This window comes from Gordonia abscondita, assembly GCF_032711245.1.
In the GTDB taxonomy this organism is placed as follows: domain Bacteria; phylum Actinomycetota; class Actinomycetes; order Mycobacteriales; family Mycobacteriaceae; genus Gordonia.
In genome coordinates this window covers 1925883-1944128 of record NZ_CP128986.1, presented here as the reverse complement: position 1 = coordinate 1944128, position 18246 = coordinate 1925883, and the positions used below count along the sequence as shown (strand labels likewise).

General features: G+C 64.6%; 19 protein-coding genes. 9 read left to right on the top strand and 10 right to left on the bottom strand.

Features of this window, described 5'->3' with window-relative positions; genetic code table 11:
• Positions 1 to 2: 2 nt before the first annotated feature.
• The 4 genes from MP11Mi_RS09160 to MP11Mi_RS09145 form a co-directional block, all read right to left on the bottom strand.
• Positions 3 to 752 carry a MerR family transcriptional regulator gene (locus MP11Mi_RS09160; protein ID WP_420038632.1) on the bottom strand — a complete coding sequence of 250 codons (750 nt, stop codon included), beginning with the start codon at positions 750 to 752 and terminating at the stop codon, positions 3 to 5.
• A gap of 37 nt (positions 753 to 789) precedes the next feature.
• Positions 790 to 1116, bottom strand: a complete 327-nt coding sequence (locus MP11Mi_RS09155; protein WP_420712779.1) for a DUF2516 family protein — start codon at positions 1114 to 1116, stop codon at positions 790 to 792.
• 9 nt (positions 1117 to 1125) lie between these two features.
• Positions 1126 to 1596, bottom strand: a complete 471-nt coding sequence (locus tag MP11Mi_RS09150) for a helix-turn-helix domain-containing protein (RefSeq protein WP_420038631.1) — start codon at positions 1594 to 1596, stop codon at positions 1126 to 1128.
• Positions 1597 to 1682: 86 nt separating this feature from the next.
• Positions 1683 to 2900: a DUF445 domain-containing protein gene (locus tag MP11Mi_RS09145; RefSeq protein ID WP_420042051.1), complete on the bottom strand. Its 1218-nt coding sequence runs from the start codon at positions 2898 to 2900 to the stop codon at positions 1683 to 1685.
• 139 nt (positions 2901 to 3039) lie between these two features.
• Here MP11Mi_RS09145 and MP11Mi_RS09140 point away from each other — a divergent pair, with 139 nt between their 5' ends.
• Positions 3040 to 3813, top strand: a complete 774-nt coding sequence (locus MP11Mi_RS09140) for a TetR/AcrR family transcriptional regulator (protein ID WP_420041968.1) — start codon at positions 3040 to 3042, stop codon at positions 3811 to 3813.
• A gap of 130 nt (positions 3814 to 3943) precedes the next feature.
• On the opposite strand, the gene MP11Mi_RS09135 is transcribed toward MP11Mi_RS09140, so the two are convergent.
• The 4 genes from MP11Mi_RS09135 to MP11Mi_RS09120 form a co-directional block, all read right to left on the bottom strand.
• A complete protein-coding gene (locus MP11Mi_RS09135) occupies positions 3944 to 4570 on the bottom strand; it encodes a heparin-binding hemagglutinin (RefSeq protein ID WP_420041967.1) in 627 nt (208 codons plus the stop codon).
• A 221-nt stretch (positions 4571 to 4791) separates the two neighbouring features.
• Complete coding sequence (locus tag MP11Mi_RS09130; protein ID WP_420041966.1) at positions 4792 to 5676, bottom strand: 3-hydroxybutyryl-CoA dehydrogenase; 885 nt, start codon at positions 5674 to 5676, stop codon at positions 4792 to 4794.
• Positions 5677 to 5803: 127 nt separating this feature from the next.
• A complete protein-coding gene (gene aceA, locus MP11Mi_RS09125; protein WP_420041965.1) occupies positions 5804 to 7096 on the bottom strand; it encodes an isocitrate lyase in 1293 nt (430 codons plus the stop codon).
• 360 nt (positions 7097 to 7456) lie between these two features.
• The gene (locus MP11Mi_RS09120; protein ID WP_420041964.1) at positions 7457 to 8197 is read right to left on the bottom strand and encodes a hypothetical protein; all 741 of its coding nucleotides are present in this window, start codon (positions 8195 to 8197) and stop codon (positions 7457 to 7459) included.
• 168 nt (positions 8198 to 8365) lie between these two features.
• Here MP11Mi_RS09120 and ramB point away from each other — a divergent pair, with 168 nt between their 5' ends.
• The 5 genes from ramB (at position 8366) to MP11Mi_RS09095 (ending at position 12076) form a co-directional block, all read left to right on the top strand.
• Complete coding sequence (ramB, locus tag MP11Mi_RS09115; RefSeq protein ID WP_420041963.1) at positions 8366 to 9790, top strand: acetate metabolism transcriptional regulator RamB; 1425 nt, start codon at positions 8366 to 8368, stop codon at positions 9788 to 9790.
• A gap of 66 nt (positions 9791 to 9856) precedes the next feature.
• Positions 9857 to 10402 carry a carboxymuconolactone decarboxylase family protein gene (locus MP11Mi_RS09110; protein ID WP_420041962.1) on the top strand — a complete coding sequence of 182 codons (546 nt, stop codon included), beginning with the start codon at positions 9857 to 9859 and terminating at the stop codon, positions 10400 to 10402.
• Entirely contained in the window at positions 10399 to 11046 is a 648-nt protein-coding gene (locus tag MP11Mi_RS09105) for a class I SAM-dependent methyltransferase (protein ID WP_420041961.1), read from the top strand. The genes MP11Mi_RS09110 and MP11Mi_RS09105 overlap by 4 nt, the downstream gene beginning before the upstream one ends.
• Entirely contained in the window at positions 11046 to 11375 is a 330-nt protein-coding gene (locus MP11Mi_RS09100; protein ID WP_420042050.1) for a cupin domain-containing protein, read from the top strand. Before MP11Mi_RS09105 ends, MP11Mi_RS09100 begins: the two co-directional genes overlap by 1 nt.
• Before the next feature lie 47 nt (positions 11376 to 11422).
• Positions 11423 to 12076 (top strand): helix-turn-helix domain-containing protein, encoded by a 654-nt coding sequence (locus tag MP11Mi_RS09095; RefSeq protein ID WP_420041960.1) that lies wholly within the window; start codon positions 11423 to 11425, stop codon positions 12074 to 12076.
• Here MP11Mi_RS09095 and MP11Mi_RS09090 read toward each other — a convergent pair.
• Positions 12061 to 12939: a DNA-3-methyladenine glycosylase family protein gene (locus MP11Mi_RS09090; protein ID WP_420041959.1), complete on the bottom strand. Its 879-nt coding sequence runs from the start codon at positions 12937 to 12939 to the stop codon at positions 12061 to 12063. The genes MP11Mi_RS09095 and MP11Mi_RS09090 overlap by 16 nt on opposite strands.
• Before the next feature lie 141 nt (positions 12940 to 13080).
• Here MP11Mi_RS09090 and MP11Mi_RS09085 point away from each other — a divergent pair, with 141 nt between their 5' ends.
• The 3 genes from MP11Mi_RS09085 to MP11Mi_RS09075 are packed head-to-tail and all read left to right on the top strand — an operon-like array spanning position 13081 to position 16753.
• Positions 13081 to 14319, top strand: coding sequence for a metal-dependent hydrolase family protein (locus MP11Mi_RS09085; protein WP_420041958.1), 1239 nt, complete (start codon positions 13081 to 13083; stop codon positions 14317 to 14319).
• Entirely contained in the window at positions 14319 to 15431 is a 1113-nt protein-coding gene (locus tag MP11Mi_RS09080) for a linear amide C-N hydrolase (RefSeq protein WP_420041957.1), read from the top strand. The genes MP11Mi_RS09085 and MP11Mi_RS09080 overlap by 1 nt, the downstream gene beginning before the upstream one ends.
• Positions 15432 to 15478: 47 nt before the next feature.
• Positions 15479 to 16753: a threonine/serine exporter family protein gene (locus tag MP11Mi_RS09075; protein WP_420041956.1), complete on the top strand. Its 1275-nt coding sequence runs from the start codon at positions 15479 to 15481 to the stop codon at positions 16751 to 16753.
• Positions 16754 to 16804: 51 nt separating this feature from the next.
• On the opposite strand, the gene lpdA is transcribed toward MP11Mi_RS09075, so the two are convergent.
• On the bottom strand, positions 16805 to 18190 hold the full coding sequence (gene lpdA, locus MP11Mi_RS09070) for a dihydrolipoyl dehydrogenase (protein ID WP_420041955.1): 1386 nt from the start codon (positions 18188 to 18190) through the stop codon (positions 16805 to 16807).
• Positions 18191 to 18246 lie beyond the last annotated feature (56 nt).

The following is an 18246-nucleotide window of genomic DNA, read 5'->3' as shown; positions in this document are numbered from 1 at the left end:
ATCTATTGCGCCGCGTCGTCCGACTTGGGCTCGCGCGGGCTCTCGAAGTATTCGCCTGCTTGGCCGACGGCTCTGGAGATCTCGTCATCGAGCGCCTTGGTGAACGCCGACTCGACGATCTCGTGCGCCATCGGGCGCACCGTCTGGATCAGCTCGGCGATCCGGGTGACCGTCTGGTCGTCGAGCGACGGAAGGTTCTCGTCGAAGTACTTGTCGGTGATGAGGGAGACGAAGGTATGCGCGACATCTTCGAGGTCGCGTTCGACTCGCACCCACACGTCCAACAGGACGTCGATGTCGATGCCTGCTTTTACGAAAGCTTCCGCACCGGCCAGGACCTCCGGATTCCGCACGGCGTAGTGCGCGCCGTCTTTGACGAGGAGGCCGAGCTTCTGACTGACGACGATCGACCGGTCCGACGCGCCAAGCGATTTGCGCAGTTCGGTGATGGTGATCGTGGCAGCACGTTTGATGCTCTTGAATCGACTGTTCTTCGGCGACTCGCGTAGTACGTGTTCGACCTTCATCCCGTAGTGAGCGGCGTGCAGGAGTTCACTGATGGTGGCGAACGTGTAGCCGCGCTCAAGCATGCGGGAGATCAGATTGAGCCGGACGAGATGCTCGTCGGAGTACCAGCCGGTGCGTCCGCGGATCGCGGGCGCGGGCAACAGTCCGCGGTCCTGATAGACGCGGATGTTGCGGACGCTGACGCCGGACACGTTAGCGAGTTCGTTGATGCGGTATTCGGTCACTGCCTAGCCTGTCGATCCGGCTCGTCGGTGCGGTGGCTCATCCGAGCTTACGGAACCAGCTGCGGTTCAGGATCTCGTCGACCCGCACGCGGACGTCGACGATGTAGACCATCGTGGCGATGACACCGACGAGGAAAAGAATGAGGACTGACATCCCACCGACGACGAACAGCCAGATGAGGAGGTTCGCGACGGCCAGGATCGCGACCCAGAACGTCTTCGACTGCGCGTCGATCGCAGTGTAGGCGTCCGGCCGCGTGATCAGCGCGTGCACGAACGCAGCGAGCGACGAGAGCCCGGCGATGACACCCACCACGAGGAGGATGTACATCCGGGCGTCGAGAACCAGGTTTTGAACGGTCACCCCGCCACCTTACCCACGCGCATTGTCAGGGTCGCCGGACGAGCCCGAGGCGACACGCCGCCCTCCGGTGTTCTCGCCGGCCTGCCCGTTCTCGCGACGGAACGAGTCGTAGATTTCGAGAAGCATCTGCTTTTGCCGTTCACTGATCGACTCGTCGACGAGAAGCGCGTCGCGCACCGGGCTGGCCGGACGTTCTTCAAGAATCCCGGCACGCACATAGAGGACTTCGGCCGAGACCCGCAGCCCTTTCGCGATCTGCGCGAGGACGTCTGCCGACGGTTTGCGGAGGCCGCGCTCGATCTGCGACAGGTACGGGTTGCTGACTCCGGCCCGCTCGGCGAGTTGGCGTAGAGACACTTGAGCCGACAGCCGCTGCGTACGGATGAATCCGCCGATGTCCTGGGCCGCCGCGGCGACCGCTTCGGCCGGGCCCGCGTCGCCGACCGATTCGTCGTCGGACCGCTGTATGGAGCTGCTCACGTTCAGATCTACCTTCTCTTCTCGCCCGCAATCCAGTGTGCCGACACTGTGCTAGCAGATGCAAGCACTCGGGGTGGTGGGACTGGTCACCCGAATACGAGGACAGAGACGGAGTAGATGGCAAGTCCGGCGAGTGAACCGACTACAGTGCCGTTGATCCGGATGAACTGGAGGTCGCGACCGACTTGGAGTTCGATCTTGCGGCTGGTCTCCTCGGCGTCCCATCCGCGGACGGTGTCGGTGATGACGGAGATGATCTCGGTCGAGTAGTTGTCGGCGACGTGTTTGGCTATCCGCGCGATCCAGGAGTTCATCTTGTCCTGGAGCGGTCGGTCGTGGCTGATCCGTACGCCGAGTCGGACGACAGCGTCGGAGATCGATGTGCGGAGGGTGGACGACGGGTCGTCGAGCATCTGCTCGATGACGTCCTTGCCCGCTTGCCAGGCGGTCGACGCCGCGCCGGTAACCTCGTCGCGGCCGAGGAGTTCGCCCTTGATGTCTTCGAACTTGGCGATTGTCGCCTCGTCGTGCTGCAACTCGTCCGCGAAGTCTTTGACGAAGTCGTGCATGGCGCGTCGTAGATCGTGGTCGGGTTCGGCGCGCACCTTGTAAGTGAATTCGGTGAGTTCGCGGTAGATCTTGTCGCCGACGAGATTATTGACGAATGACGGCACCCAGGCGGGGCCGTCGCGGTCGACGACCCGGTCGATGAGCTCTTGACTGTCGAGCGCCCACTCGTGGGCGCGATCGCACAGCATCTGGATGATCGGTTCGACCCGGTTTTCGTCGACGAGTTGTTCGAGGACCCGGCCGAGGGGCGGAGCCCATAACGGTTCGGCGGCCCACTTCAGGACTGCTTGGATGAACTTCTCGACGTCCTCGTCGCGCAGCATCTCCGAACCGAGACGGATGGCGCGCGACACCTCGTCGTTGACGCGGGGACCATTGACCGGGTCGGCGAGCCACCGGGACACGCGTCCCGGCATGTCGAGGCCGACGGCGCGGTCGACGACGACTTCGGTGGTCATGAAGTTCTCTTCGATGAACTCGCCGAGTTGCTCGCCGATCTGATCCTTCTTCCGCGGGATGAGTGCGGTGTGCGGGATAGGGATGCCGAGCGGTTGACGGAACAACGCGGTCACCGCGAACCAGTCGGCGAGCGCTCCCACCATGCCTGCTTCGGCGGCCGCGCGCACGAATCCGACCCAGGCCGCTGTATCGGAGCCGTCGCGGTGCTCGATCCACCGCATCAGGAAGTAGATCGCTGCGGCGCCCACGAGCATGCCGGTGGCGACGATCTTCATCTTGCGAAGGTCACGCGCCCGCTGCTCGTCGCCTGCGGCTCCTAACACGGTCGGAGTCGGTTTCGGCGCGGACGGCTGGGACCGGAAGGTTGTCGACACGTACACAGTGTTCCCGAACACCTACTACTGTTGCTAGGTGATGCCTACCCTGAACCCGTTGTCGACCGCTTCGGTCGCAGTGAACGCCGCACGCACGCTTACTCGCGAACTCGAGCAGCGGATTCTCACACCTGCGGTGGAAGCGGTCGCCGGAGACGGACGCAAGCAGCGGTGGGAGCACCACAAGCAGGCTCGGCGGACAGAGCTCACCGAGGGTACAGTCGAGGCGATTCGCGCGCTCGGACCTAACGCCGGGATGGACGAGATCGCGGCGCACGTCGGGGTGTCGAAGACAGTGCTCTATCGATACTTCACCGACAAGAACGATCTGGCGGCAGCGGTCACGGTCACGTACATGGAGACGACGCTCCTGCCGTTGCTGACCGATGTGCTGACCGACGATCTCTCCGATTATGACTTGGTGCGAACCGTCATCGGCGTCTATGTGGGGACGGTGTCGACGGATCCGAACGTCTATGTGTTCACGACGGGACGGTCGGCGGGCACCAATTCGGCCGCGTACACGGAACGGATCTTCACCGGCGCTGTCCGGTCGACGATCGAGCAGCGCCTCGGAGTGCGGGGTGCGCAAATCGACGGCGCCAAAACGTGGGCGACGGCCATCGTCGGCGCGATCATCCGCGCCGTCGACGGATGGCTGGTGACTCGCGACCAGCCGACGACACAGCTCGTGGACGAGTTGACGATGCTGGTGTGGAGCGCACTGGTCGGCATCGTTGCCCGAAACGGTGATCCCGTGGCGTTCGCCGCGAACCCGTTGCCCATGCCTGCGCTTCCGGGCGACGCTCGGTGAGCGGCTGGGTCGCCGACCCGACATGGATTCCGTGAGAGCACGACGTGCCTCGCTGAACGGCTGACGCTGAGACTGCTGGTCGGCCCGGGATTGCGCGTGAGGCAACCCCGGGCCGACCGGCAGAACGAAACTACTTCTTGGCAGCAGGCTTACGAGCCGGAGCCGCCTTCTTCGCGGCCGGGCGGGCCTTAGCTTCGACAGTTCCGGCGGCGCCTGCCACCTTCTGCGCAGCGGCGACACTGTCAGCTTTCACCTTTGCGGAGGCCTTCTCGACCTGCTCGGCGACAGCTTCGGCCTTGTCGGACGCTTCGGCGAGATCGACGGCAGCATCTTCGACCTGGTCAGCTGCACGGCCGACGAGTCCTGCCGCGCGCTCACCGACCGCGCGGGTCTGCGAGGAGACTGCGCCGAGCGCATCCTCGGTGAGGTCAACGGCGTCGTTGTAGGCCTTCTCGACGCGGGTGATGTTCTCGGCGACGACAGTGTTTTCGCGGAGGCGGGCGACGGTGGTCTCGCCACGCTCGGCGAACGAGTTGTAGAGGCCGGTCGCGGTCTCGATATACGGGTCAGCGAGCTTACGGAGCTCGTCGGCGGTGAGCTTGCCGCGCAGCTCGTCAAGGGTGGGGACTTCCTCGGGCAGCCCACTGATGCGCGTGCGCAGCTCGGCGACGGCGTCCTTGACTTCCTGGACTGCGGCATCGCCTGCGCCGACGACGGCGAAGAGCGGGGTGGGGAGGGTGCGTTCGGCGGTGCTCATGGGAGCCTCCTGTTCACGGGTTTTATCTGACACCCTGAGTATCGTCCAGCCCGCTAGCAACTGCAAGCACTTTGCTAGCTATCGTGGCTGAAGTCACGATTGGCAATCGCAAATCGGCGCACTGGAAACCTCGCGGACCTGCGCAATCAACCTGCCAGAAACGATCAGTCGATCAACTTCGGGGTTGGGATCAGTGCTAGCAAAACCCCCGTGAACGGTGTTCACATGTCGGCCGTCACGCGGTCGCCATAGCGATAGAACCCGAGGCCTGCCTTCTTGCCCAGACGCCCCTCGTCGACCATGCGACGCAACAGACGTGGCGGCGAGTACATCGGCTCGTCGAACTCGGAGTGCATGCGGTCGGCGATCGCGACGACGGTGTCGAGCCCAATGAGATCGGCGAGACGCAGCGGCCCCATCGGATGCGCGACGCCGAGGACCATCGCGGTGTCGATGTCCTCGACCCGCGCGAACCCGCTCTCGACCATCCGCACCGCCGACAGCAGGTACGGCATGAGGAGTGCGTTAACGACGAAACCCGACCGGTCCGACGAACAGATCACATGCTTGCCGAGGACATCGTGTGCGAACTCGCGAACACATCGTGCGACGGCGTCGTCGGTCGCGGACGTCGTCACCAGCTCCATCAGCGCGAGTTCCGGAACGGGATGGAAAAAGTGCATACCAACCAGCCTGCACGGCCGGGACGTCGCCGCACTCAGCGTGGCGATCGGAATCGACGAGGTATTCGACGCGAGAATCGCCGCGGACCCGACGACCGCATCAAGCCTGCCGAAGACGTCGAGTTTCGCCTCCTCGTCTTCGACGATCGCCTCGATCACGAGGTCCCGATCGGCGAAGTCAGCGAGGTCACTGGTGAATCGGAGACCATTCGACACGCGTTCGCGTTCCCTGGCAGTCAACGTTCCGCTGGACACCGCCTGGTCGAGGGAGTCGAGGATGCGGCTGCGACCGACGGCGACAAGATCACGGGCAGGCTCGTGCACGAGGACATCACATTGCGCGCGGGCACATACTTCGGCGATGCCCGCGCCCATCCGTCCCGCACCGACGATGCCGACGCGAGCGATCTTCTCGCTTGCCATGTGGGACTTCCTGCCGTGCCGTGGGGAGGGGCGAATGCACACGATCCCGGGTCGAGCAGGGGCAATGCCCCACCCGACCCGGGATCGTCATGGCTTCGACCTCAGTAAATGAAGTCGGGCGGAGTTCCTAGTGGAACTGGCCCTCTTCGGTCGAGCCCTTGAGGGCTGCAGTCGAGGTGTTCGGATCGACAGTGGTGGCGATCCGGTCGAAGTAACCTGCGCCGACCTCACGCTGGTGCTTGGTGGCGGTGTAGCCGCGCTCCTCAGCAGCGAACTCGCGCTCCTGCAGTTCGACGTATGCCGACATCTGGTTGCGGGCGTAGCCGTGAGCCAGGTCGAACATCGAGTAGTTGAGGGCGTGGAAGCCGGCCAGGGTGATGAACTGGAACGTGAAGCCCATCGCGCCGAGCTCGTTCTGGAACTTGGCGATCGTGTCGTCGTCCAGGTGCTGCTTCCAGTTGAACGACGGCGAGCAGTTGTAGGCCAGGAGCTGGTCCGGGAACTCGGCCTTAACCGACTCCGCGAACTTCTTAGCGAGCTCCAGGTCGGGCTTGCCGGTCTCCATCCAGATCAGGTCTGCGTACGGGGCGTAGGCCTTGGCGCGAGCGATGCAGGGCTCGATGCCGTTCTTGATGCCGTAGAAGCCCTCGTTCGTGCGGGTGCCGTCCAGGAACGGCTGGTCACGCTCGTCGACATCTGAGGTGAGCAGCGTTGCTGCCTCAGCGTCGGTGCGGGCGATGACGACCGTCGGGGTGTTCGCGACGTCGGCGGCGAGACGAGCCGAGGTCAGGGTGCGGATGTGCTGCTGGGTCGGGATCAGCACCTTGCCGCCGAGGTGGCCACACTTCTTCTCCGAAGCGAGCTGGTCCTCCCAGTGGGTGCCTGCGGCGCCCGCTGCGATCATGGCCTTCTGCAGCTCGTACACGTTGAGGGCGCCACCGAAACCGGCTTCGCCGTCGGCGACGATCGGAACGACCCAGTTGTCGACCGCGTTGTCACCTTCGACCGCGGCGATCTCATCGGCACGCAGCATGGCGTTGTTGATGCGACGCACGACGCTCGGGACCGAGTTGGCCGGGTACAGCGACTGGTCCGGGTAGGTGTGACCCGAGAGGTTCGCGTCGCCGGCAACCTGCCAGCCGGAGAGGTAGATGGCCTTCAGGCCTGCGCGGACCTGCTGAACAGCCATGTTGCCGGTCAGTGCACCGAGTGCGTTGATGTAGCTGCCGTCACCCTTGGTGACGCCGTCCCACAGGATCTCCGCGCCGCGCTTGGCGAGGGTGTTCTCTTCGACGACCGAGCCCTGGAGCTCGACGACCTGCTCTGCGGTGTACTCGCGCTTGATGCCCTTCCAGCGGGGGTTGGTGTCCCAGTCCTGCTGGATCTCGGCAGCGGTACGCGGCTTTCCGACGTTGCTCATAGCCTTCGCTTTCGTTAGAACTGCGACTTCGCAGTGTCTGCTTTCGGTCTTAGCGTTCACCGGTTGCGAACCGGTTCACACTTTGAGGCGATGCCTGCTAAAAGGTTGCCACACAAGAAACGTCCTGGTCCAGACCATTCCGGTGTTAAGTTCAGGCACCCCATTGCCATATTTTGCAAAGATTGCAAATATCAGGTGGTGCACCATCCAGCCCTTTGCAACAAAAAAGTACGCGCGTACTGGGAAAACATCGCGACCCCTACTGGCGAGGACGGCGGCAACGCCTCGCTTACTCGGCCCGCACATCGACCACAACCTTACGCAAGTGTGACAGATATCACCTACCCGCGGGTACTGGTTCTAGGGCTGCGCAACTCGTTCAACCGCCGATCGCACCAGATCGGTGAACACCTCCTCGGATACCGGGGGCTCACTCCGAGCCGTTCCGGACGTATCGCCGCCACCGGCGCCGAGCTGCAGCGTAAAGACTTGACCATCCGGCGACGCCACCAGCACATTCGCCAGATACGAGCTGCGTGCGCGCACCGAGCCGTCGGCGAACGTCGTCACCGAGTCCGTCCGGACGAGATACGCCTGCTCCACCTCCTCGCGCAGGTCCGGGTCGCCTCGCAACGCAGGCAACTCCGTGGAGGTGTTGACGATCCGCGCTCCGGCCAGCGCGCCAATGGTCGGCGTGGAGGTCACGACCCGACACACGCCGCTGGTGTCCCGTCGGTCCGCGTCGACGTTGCGACGCACCGTGCTGACCAGCTCGGTCAGAGTGCCCGAACCCGACTGTGTATCCAAAACCGACTGGGCGGCCAGGAGGACGGTGTTCTCCTCGGTCAGCTTGGGGTTGAACTCGGCATCGGCCGTCGGACGGCATTGCGCAGGCACGAAACCGACCTTCTCCGATTGTTCGAGAGTCGATCGGTTCGCGGCAATCATGTCGCCAACCTGATACGGCACCGCGGTGAAGCCCTTCGGCAGCCGATCGCTCGGGACGAGGCGGCCGGGGAGCGGCGTTCCGACGTCAGTCTGACCGCCTCCGCCGCACGCCGCGAGAACAGTCGCCGCGACAGCGGCGACCACTGCGGCCATGATGGTGGCACCCGGACGTGACGTATTGGGAAATGAAGCACGGGGAGTTCTGCTGCGCACGCGGTCACGGTACCGGGTGTCGGCGACGGATAGACCGATCGACGGATTCGCCAGCCGATTGACCGACCAGCCAACCGACCGACGGCCCACAGGAAGAAGCATTCAGGCATGAGCGGCAACAAGATGTACGTCGGCGCCCGACTCCGCAGGCTTCGGGGCGAACGTGGGCTCTCCCAACTGACGATGGCGTCGACGTTGGGGATCTCGGCGTCATACCTGAATCAGATCGAGCACGACACACGCCCGCTCACCGCCCCGGTGCTCGCGCGGATCACCGAGATCTTCGGCATCGACATCGGGTTCTTCGACCCTCAGGACGACGTCCGGCTGGTCGCTGAGCTGCGGGAGGCACTCCTAGACGAAGACCTGGACTTCGATCCGGCGGCAAGCGACGCCAACGAGGTCTCGACGATGGTCGGCGCACATCGGGCCATCGCCGAAGCGCTCGTCGGCATGTACAGCCGGTACCGCGTCGTCTCCGAGCAACTGGCGGCGGCAACCGCCGGTCGCGGCGACCACAGCGGGCGCGGCACGATCTCAGCGCCACACGAAGAGGTCCGCAACTTCTTCTATCAACGCCGCAACTACGTCCACGAACTCGACGAGGCAGCCGAAAACCTGACATCGCGCATGCGAATGCACTCCGCTGACCTGCGCGCCGAACTGACGTCCCGGCTCGAAGACGTGCATGGCGTCCGCATCGTGCGCCGCGTCGACCTCGGCGACAACGTGCTGCACCGCTTCGACCCCGAACGACGGCAGCTCGAGTTCTCGGCGGCGCTCGGTGCCGGTCAGCGCGGATTCAAGGTGGCTGCCGAGCTGGCGTACCTGGAGTTCGACGACCTCATCACCAACCTCGTCGACGACGGCGGATTCTCCAGCGACGACGCGGCAGCGCTGGCGCGTCAAGGTTTGGCGAACTATTTCGCGGCGGCAGCGGTGCTGCCGTACACCCAATTCCACGGCGCGGCAGAAGACTTCCGTTACGACATCGAGCGGCTGTCGGCGTTCTACGCGGTCTCGTACGAGACGATCTGCCACCGGCTCTCGACGCTGCAACGCCCGAATCTGCGCGGTGTGCCGTGGACCTTCGTCCGCGTCGACCGCGCAGGCAACATGTCCAAACGGCAGTCGGCGACGGGCTTCAACTTCTCGTCCAGCGGCGGTACGTGCCCACTGTGGAACGTCTACGAGTCGTTCACAGCGCCCGGCAAGATCCTTACGCAGATCACCGAGATGCCGGACGGGCGCGACTACTTCTGGGTCTCGCGGACCGTGGAACGTCGGGCCGCGCGCTACGGTCAGCCCGGCAAGACATTCGCGATAGGTATGGGCTGCGAGCTACGCCACGCGAACCGGGTCATCTATTCCGACGGGATCGAGATCGGCACGGACGCGAAAGCGACACCGATCGGCGCGGGCTGCCGCGTCTGCGATCGGCGCGACTGCCCGCAGCGCGCTTTCCCTCCGCTCGGCTCCACGCTCAAGATCGACGAGCACCGCAGCACCGTCTCCCCGTACACAATGACTTGAGGCTGGTCTGCGCCCCATACCCGATCGCCGATCCCCGATCCGTTGTCCGTGGTCTACCGTCGAACCATGAGCACACCTCGAGTCTCACCCGGCACGTTCGGCGACCTAGGGCCGATCAACTGGTTGGTGGTCAGGGCTATGTCGGTCGCGACCGGGACCGACAACGCCCACATCTTCGCCACCCTCGGCCGAAGCAAAGGGCTGTTCCGCGGCTGGCTGCACTTCTCCTCGCGAATGATGCCGTTCGGCGAACTGTCCCGACGGGAAACCGAGATGATCATCATCCGTGTCGCCCACCAACGCGGATGCGACTACGAGCTCGATCATCACCGTCGCCTCGGCGCGAAGGCAGGCATCGATAACACCGCGTTCGACGACATCATCGAAGGCCCGGACGCGGAATGGGGCGACCGTGAGCGAACACTGTTGCTCGCCGTCGACGAACTGGTCGCCGACCGTGATCTCACCGATCCGACGTGGGCGGCCCTGCGCCGACATTTGACAGAGCGTCAGGCGATCGCGTTCCTCCTCCTCGTCGGACAGTACGATTCGCTCGCCACAACGATCGGTGTGCTGCGCGTGCAGCGCGACGAGTTCGGGCCCCGAAAATGACGTCTATCGCCCAGCGAGCGATGGGGAGCCGGGCGTTCTCGTTCGTCTATGAGAGAGCGTGGCGGCCGATCTTCACTCGCGGATTCAGCCTCGGCGGCTCGGGCACCGCCGACTACGACCACGCGCTGCGCGCCTACCTCGCGCGGCCCGGCGACCGGCGCGTCCTCGACGTCGCCTGCGGTCCGGGCAATCACAGCGACGACGCGGCGTCTGGTCTGACCGGCGACGGCCGGTACGTCGGTATCGACTTCTCCGCCGCGATGGTCGAGCAGGCGGTGCGCGACCACCGTGCCGAGCGGGTGACGTTCGTGCGGGGCGACGCCCACCGTCTCCCGTTCTCCGACAGCACCTTCGACACTGTCCTGTGCCTGGCCGCGCTCTACCTGATCCCGGACCCGCTGCCGGTGCTCGACGAGATGGCACGCGTATGCGCGCCGGGCGGCGAGATCATCGTGTTCGCGTCGGCGAAGACCTCGGTCGCCGCGCTGCCGGGCGGGACCACGCTGGCCGGGCTCGTCGGGCTCCGCGTCTTCGATCTGGACGAGCTCTCCAATCGGATGCGTCTCCTCGGGCTGGAGCATCTCGAACAGACCGTCACCGGCGTCGGACAGTACGTCCACGCCCGCGCACCGAAAGCCTCGTGATGACCGAACCGGCGTTCACGTATCTGACGGGGCTGGCGGACCCGAACTGCGACGGGGACGGTGAACGGCCGGCGATCACCCGGATCAACCGCAGTGACTCCGAGACTGTCGTCCGGCTCGCATTCCGCGCCGGGCAGATGATGGCCGAGCATCTCGCCGCACACCCAATCGTGGTGCTCGGTCAGAACGGCGGGATCGACTTCACTGTCGACGGCCAGACGCTGCGTCTGGAACCGGGCACCGCGATCCGCGTCGACGCTCGCGTCCCCCACTCGTTGTACGCGGTCAGCGACGGAACCGTCACCCTGGTGATCGTCCACGGCAAATAACGGCCGGCGCGTCAACGGCACCTCCGGGCGGCACATAGGATCGGCGCATGTCCGAAGCGACCAAAACTCGTCAACGCGATCGTGTTCGCGAACTCCTGGAAAGCTCGGACGTGGGACTGGACGCGACCGAGGTCGGTGACGCCCTTGGCGTGCACGTGACCTCTGCTCGATTCCACCTGAACAACCTGGTGACCGACGGCATCGCCATCACCGAACAGCTAGCGCCCGAGGGGGTCGGACGTCCTCGAGTCGCATACCGGATCGCGCCACCCGCCGCGGCGGACAGCCTAAACGACCTACTGCTGATGCAACTCGGCACAACAGCCAGAGCGCGCGAGGACGCCGCTGCCGCCGGCGGGCGAGAATGGGCGCGTCGACATGCGGCGCAGGCGGCGCAGACCGCGCTGCCCGACCCTGTCATCGCCGTGCAGGCCGCGCTCGCCGAGCTGGGCCTGAGCATCACCGACATCACGTCCGATCCGCATGCTCAACACGTGACGATCTGCTCTTGTCCGCTCGCCGACATCACTGGCGTCCTACCGGAAATAGCCCGCGGGACCGTCCGCGGCGTGGCCGAACAAGCCCTCGACGTGATCGCCGAGACCTTCGGCGTCGGCTACCTGGTCCAGGCGACGACAGTCGACGACTGCACCGTCAGCCTACGATTGACCGACCGTCCGCTTCTTCAGAACTCCCGGTAGTCGCGGGTCGACATCCGCGGCCCACGCCGTTCCGGCATGCCGCCGGCTACTTCGCACAATCGGATCACGCGATACCGCTGGCCCCGATAAGGTTCGAGGAGTTCGAGCATCCGGGCGTCGTCGATCCGCTCCCCGATCAGCGCGGTCCCCACTACCGACGGCGTGTGGTAGTCGCCGACCGGCACCGCGTCGGGATCACCGAGCGCCCGGATCCGGGTATGCGCCGCTGTCCACTCTCCGACACCGCGCAGCGCAGTCAGGACATCAGCCTTGGATTCGACGTCCACCAGGGCTGCCGCACGGATCGTCCGCATACGCACCGGCTCAAGACCGCTCCGGTGCCAATCGGATTCGGTGATGTCGCGCCAGACCTCGCGAGGCGGCGGAACCCGCATGTCCGACGGCACCGGCCCCGGCGCGGGCTCGCCGTAGTGGCTGAGGAGGTACCGCCAGCCTCGATAGGCTTCCGTGCCGGTCACTTTCTGCTCCAAGATCGACGCCACGAGCGCCTCCCAGACTCGGCCGGTACGTCCGATCCGCAGACCCGGTGCACGGGCGGCGAGACGTACGATCACCGGATCGTCGACGACGAGTTCATCAGGGCGGTCAGCAGATCCAGTCAACTCGGGCGCTGCGTCGAGAAGCCAGTCGGCGCCCGGCCCCCACCCGCGAGCCGAGATCACTCCGGACCGTTGAACCAACGCGATTGTGCCGGGCCCGGCCGGCGTGTGGACGGCCCGCCATACCGACCCGTCCGCGGCGACTCGGTACGCCGGGTCGCCGTGGCCCCGCCGATGGACGCCCAGGACAGCCGTCAGCGAAGTCTCGGCGGCACAGGCCCATCGACGATGCTGAGCGGTCACCTCGCTATTGTGCCGAACCGCCGACCGCGAAGCAGTAATCGGAGCGGTTATGGTGCCGACCTGCGCCAGATTTGAGCCGTTTTCATGCCATATCCGGCACGGCACCACACATTCGGCGACGACGCCGAACAAGCTAACTCTGTGACGACAACAATTGTGCACAACGCCCGTCTCATCGACGGCACAGGTGGCCCCGCGGTCGCCGACGCTGTTCTGGTGATCGAGGACGGGAAGATCACCTACGCCGGGCCTTCCGCCAACGCCCCACAGATTGACGCGACAACGAATCCCGTCCGCGTCGACATCGGCGGCAATACCGTTGTGCCCGGTTTCTTCGACTGCCACGTCCACCTGTCGTTGCCGGGCACCAAAGGGTCGCCCATCATGGCCGCGATGGTTCCCGAGTCGTACCGCTTCTTCCAACTCATCGGACGCCTGAAGACGACGATCGCCGCCGGCGTCACCACGGTTCGCGACTTGATGGGCGTCGACGTCGGTGTCCGCGACGCCGTCAAGCATGGTCTAGTGGAGGGTCCTCGCCTTCTGGTAGCCGACAAAATGTTCAGTCAGACCGGCGGTCACGCCGATTTCCACATCCCGTCCGGCCTGGACGGTACCGGCCTGATCGGCGGTGTGGTCGTCGACTCGGTCGACGAGGCACGCAAGGAGGCGCGCCAGCTCCTCCGCGAAGGCGTCGATGTTCTCAAGATCGCATCGAGCGGCGGTGTCACCTCGCCCTCCGACGATCCCGACTGGCTCGGTGCACGCACCGAGATCGTCGCCGCGCTCGTCGAGGAGGCGCACAACTACGGAGGCCGCAAGGTCGCCGCGCACGCCATCGGATTCGCCGGGATCCAGGCCGCGGTGCAGGGCGGCGTGCAGAGCGTCGAGCACGGCTACGCGCTCAACGACGAATTGCGCACCGAGATGGTGCAGCGCGGACAGTTCCTGGTGCCGACGCTGATCGAGACACTCAAGCCCGACACCGCGACGCCGCAGGCCGTCGCAAAGAGCACCAAATGGCATGCGCTGGCCCACGAGTCGATCCAGGCTTCGGTCGAGGCCGGGATCAAGGTGGCCGTCGGCACCGACGCCGGGCTGGTTCCCGACCACGGCGATACCCTCGCCGAACTCGGCTGCCTGGTGAAGTTCGGCGGCATGACGCCGATGCAGGCGATCGTCGCAGGCACCAAGACGTCCGCGGAGTTGTGCGACGTCGCGGATACCCTCGGCACTCTCGAGGCGGGCAAGCTCGCAGACGTCGTCGTCGTGAAGGGTGATCCGCTCGCCGACATCGATTCGCTCGCCGACCACGACAACATCCTGCTCGTACTCAAAGAGGGCAAAGTGGCCAGCAACCGCGGCGGTTACACGATCTAATGTGCACTCGTATCCTGTGGCCGGACGCCGGCGGTTCAGTCATCGTCGGCCGAAACATGGACTTCCACCAGAATCTCCATACCAACCTCTGGAAGCTGCCGCGTGGCGTCAAACGTGATGACCGTGTCGACGGTGCTTTCTCGTGGACGGCCAAATACGGCAGCATCGTCGCGGGCGTCTACGACGTCCTATCGACAGACGGACTCAACGAGAAGGGGCTCGCAGGCCACATCCTGTGGTTGGCCGAGTCTGATTACGGGACGCCATCCTCGTCGCGCACGCAACTCGCGATGTCGGTCTGGCTGCAGTTCTATCTCGACAACTTCATGACGGTCGCCGAAGCCGTCGTGTGGTCGCGGGAGAACAACCCGCAGGTCGTTCCGATGACGGATCCGACCGGCGGGAGCAGCCCGGCGATCCACCTCGCCCTCGACGACGCGACCGGCGACTCGGCGATCCTCGAGTACATCGACGGTGAGTTGACGATCTTCCATAGCCGGGACTACCTGGTCATGACGAACTCTCCGACCTACGACAAGCAGCTCGAGTTAGTGACGAAGTACCAGGGCCTGGGCGGCGACGATCCCTTGCCGGGCACGTGTCTGGCTTCCGATCGGTTCGCCCGCGCGTTGTACTACGTCAACGACCAGCCGACCCCGACGTCACAGGTCCAGGCGATGGCCGCCATGATGAGCATCATTCGGAACTGCGCACAGCCATTCCGCAACCCGGAGCCAGGCAAACCAGATGCGTCCCAGACCCTGTGGCAAGTGGTGATCGACCTGACCAATCTGAGGTACGCGTTTGAGTCGACTACCACCCCCAACCTGGTGTGGGTGGATCTGTCGGATCTGGATTTCACCGAGGGTTCCGGGGAGGCGAAGCTCGATCTGCTCAGCGACCTCGCCGTCCAAGGCGGCATCGCAGGCGAGGTCCACTCGCACTTCCGCAAGCACCACAGGTTTCACATCGTCTCGATCAAGCAGGCCGCGCTCATCGGTGAGGCCATCGCGGAGGCGACCAAGGCATGCGGCGAAGTGAAATCCGCGGAACAGCGAGTCCGAGAGATTCAAGGACGCGTCGAGAAGAAATTGGCTGAAATCGTCGACTAGCCGCACGGCCGATTAGTCGCATATTCAGGGTCATGTAGAGAGTAGCGATGCCACACGCTGTACCCGAGCACCCAGGTCCTGCGGACAAGAACGAGATGCTGACCCTGGTCGCAGAGGTCGGCAACGCCCTCAACCGCTCGTCCTATCCGGTTCCACGGACCACGCAGGTGATCGAGGAGATCTGCGCGAAATACCAAACCGACATCGTTACCCAGGTGTTCGCGAACTACATCATCGTGCTCGACCGCACCGCCAATCAGACCCAGATCACGAACACCGGATCGATCTACCGGTTCGATCAGATCGCCGACACCGAGGATGTCGTCCACCGTGTACGCCACGGCCAACTGACACCTAGCGAGGCGATCGACGCGCTGCAGGCGATCGAGAGTTCGCCCCCACCGGTGAACACAGCCCTCCGCGCGGTCGGCTATGCGCTGATGGCGTTGGGCTTCGCGTTCTGCTTCCGCATGAGCATCCCCGCGACGATCGCCGCCGTCGCCGTGTCCATCCCCCTGGCGGGCATCGTCCTCTGGGGACACGTCAAGGGAACGTTGGCCGCACTGATGCCGGTCCTGTTGACTTTCGTATCCACCCTGGCAGTCACGCTCTGGGCAGTCCACGGCGGGTTCGAGGACCCGGTTCGGCTGGCCGTCATACCTGTCGTGACGCTGATTCCCGGAGCCTCACTCGCCACGGGACTGATCGAGATCACGGCAGGCGACATGATCGCGGGAACGTCTCGCCTGGTGTATTCGCTAGTGATCCTGTTGTCGATGGCATTCGGGTTGGCGTTGGCCATTGACATCGCCGGGATCACGTCATCCGACCTACGAGACCTCACGGACTCCCAGGCTCCCGCATGGGTACTCGGCCTGTCGGCACCCGTATTCGCGATCGGCGCGATGCTCTACTTCTGCACACCACGGCGCCTGTGGCTGTGGGTCCTCACGCTTGCGATCGGCACGTTCTGGCTCAACGCACTGTTGGGGAAAGTCATGCAGTCGGCGTTCGCGGGCGGCATCGCGGTCGGTGCCGCTCTGCTGGTCGCCTGGGCGATAAACGCGCACGTGACGGGCCGCCCGAGCGTGCTGTCGATGTTCCTGCCCGTGTTCTGGCTCATGGTCCCTGGATCGATGGGGTTCGTCGCCGTCAGCGGCGCGATCACCGCTGATCAGCAGCTGGGAAGTCTCGGGACCAACGCAGCGCTGTCGTTGCTCAGCATGGCGGTCTCGATGATGATCGCCAGCGTGATCGCGCCCTTGATCACCGGACAGGTGCCGCAGCTACGCAGAACCCCGTCCGGCGAGCGCCACCGATAAGGGGCACCCTCGGACGAGGTCCTGGTCGAAACGGGTCCTGTAGCCGAATACCTACAGGTTGATCATGTGGCCGATCGCGCCGTGGAAGGTTTCCTGCAGCGCTTCGCTCATCGTCGGGTGGGTATGGACGTTGCGTGCCAGCTCCTTGGCCGTGAGATCCCATTTCTGCGCGAGAGTCAGCTCGGGCAGCATCTCCGAGACGTTGTCGCCGACCAGGTGGCCGCCGATCAGCTCGTCGTTCGTGCCGTCGGTGATGAGCTTGACGAAGCCGGACGGAGCGGCAAGGCCCTGCGCCTTGCCGTTCGCCGAGAACGGGAACTTCGTGACCGTGACGTCGTAGCCTTCGGCCTTGGCCTGCTCCTCGGTGAGACCGAACGAGGCGACCTGTGGCTGGCAGAACGTGGCGCGCGGCATCATCCGGTAGTCGCCGAGCGGCATGGTCTCCGCGCCCGAGATCGTCTCCGCGGCAACGACACCCTGCGCTTCAGCGACGTGCGCGAGCTGCAGTTTGGCCGTGACATCGCCGATCGCGTAGACGCCGTCGACGTTGGTGCGCATGAAGTCATCGATCGCGATGGCTCCGCGGTCAGTGAGTGCGACACCGATCTTGTCGAGCCCGAAGCCCTCGACGCGCGGCGCAAAGCCGACGGACATCAGCACCTTGTCGACAGTCAGGCTGCCGTCGTTGCCCTTGGCGTCCTTGTAGGTGACGACCACCTGGCTGCCCTGATCGTCGATCGTCTGAACTCCGGTACCAGTCATGATCTTGACGCCGAGCTTCTTGTACGCCTTGGTCATCTCCTTGGAGACGTCGGCGTCCTCATTCGGCAGGATGCGCGGCATGAACTCGACGATAGTGACGTCGACCCCGTAGTTGGCGAGCACGTAGCCGAACTCCATGCCGATGGCGCCCGCCCCGACGATGACAATCGACTTCGGCAGGTCCCGCGTCATGATCTGGGTCTCGTACGTGACCACGTTCTCGCTCAGCTCGACACCGGGCAGCAGTCGCACGGTGGAGCCGGTGTCGATGATGACGTTGTCGAATGTGATCACCCGGTCGCCGACCTTGATCGTCTTCGAGTCGACGAACTCGCCGTAACCATCGATCTCGGTGATCTTGTTCTTCTTCATCAGGAAGTGGACGCCCTTGACGATGCCGTCAGACACCGTCCGGCTGCGGTCGAACGCCGCACCGAAGTCGAACGACACCTCACCACTGATACCGAAGGTCGCCGCCTCGTGATTGAAGACGTGCGCGAGCTCAGCATTGCGGAGCAGCGCCTTCGACGGGATGCATCCGACGTTCAGACAGACGCCTCCCCACCACTTCTCTTCGATGACGGCAGTCTTCTTGCCGAGCTGGGAGGACCGGATCGCGGCCACATACCCACCAGGGCCACCACCGAGGACAACTGTTTCAAAATGTTCAGCCACGGCGTCAAGCCTAACGCTCGCGGGCCGGTCGTCGCACGCGCAAGAGACAGGCAGTT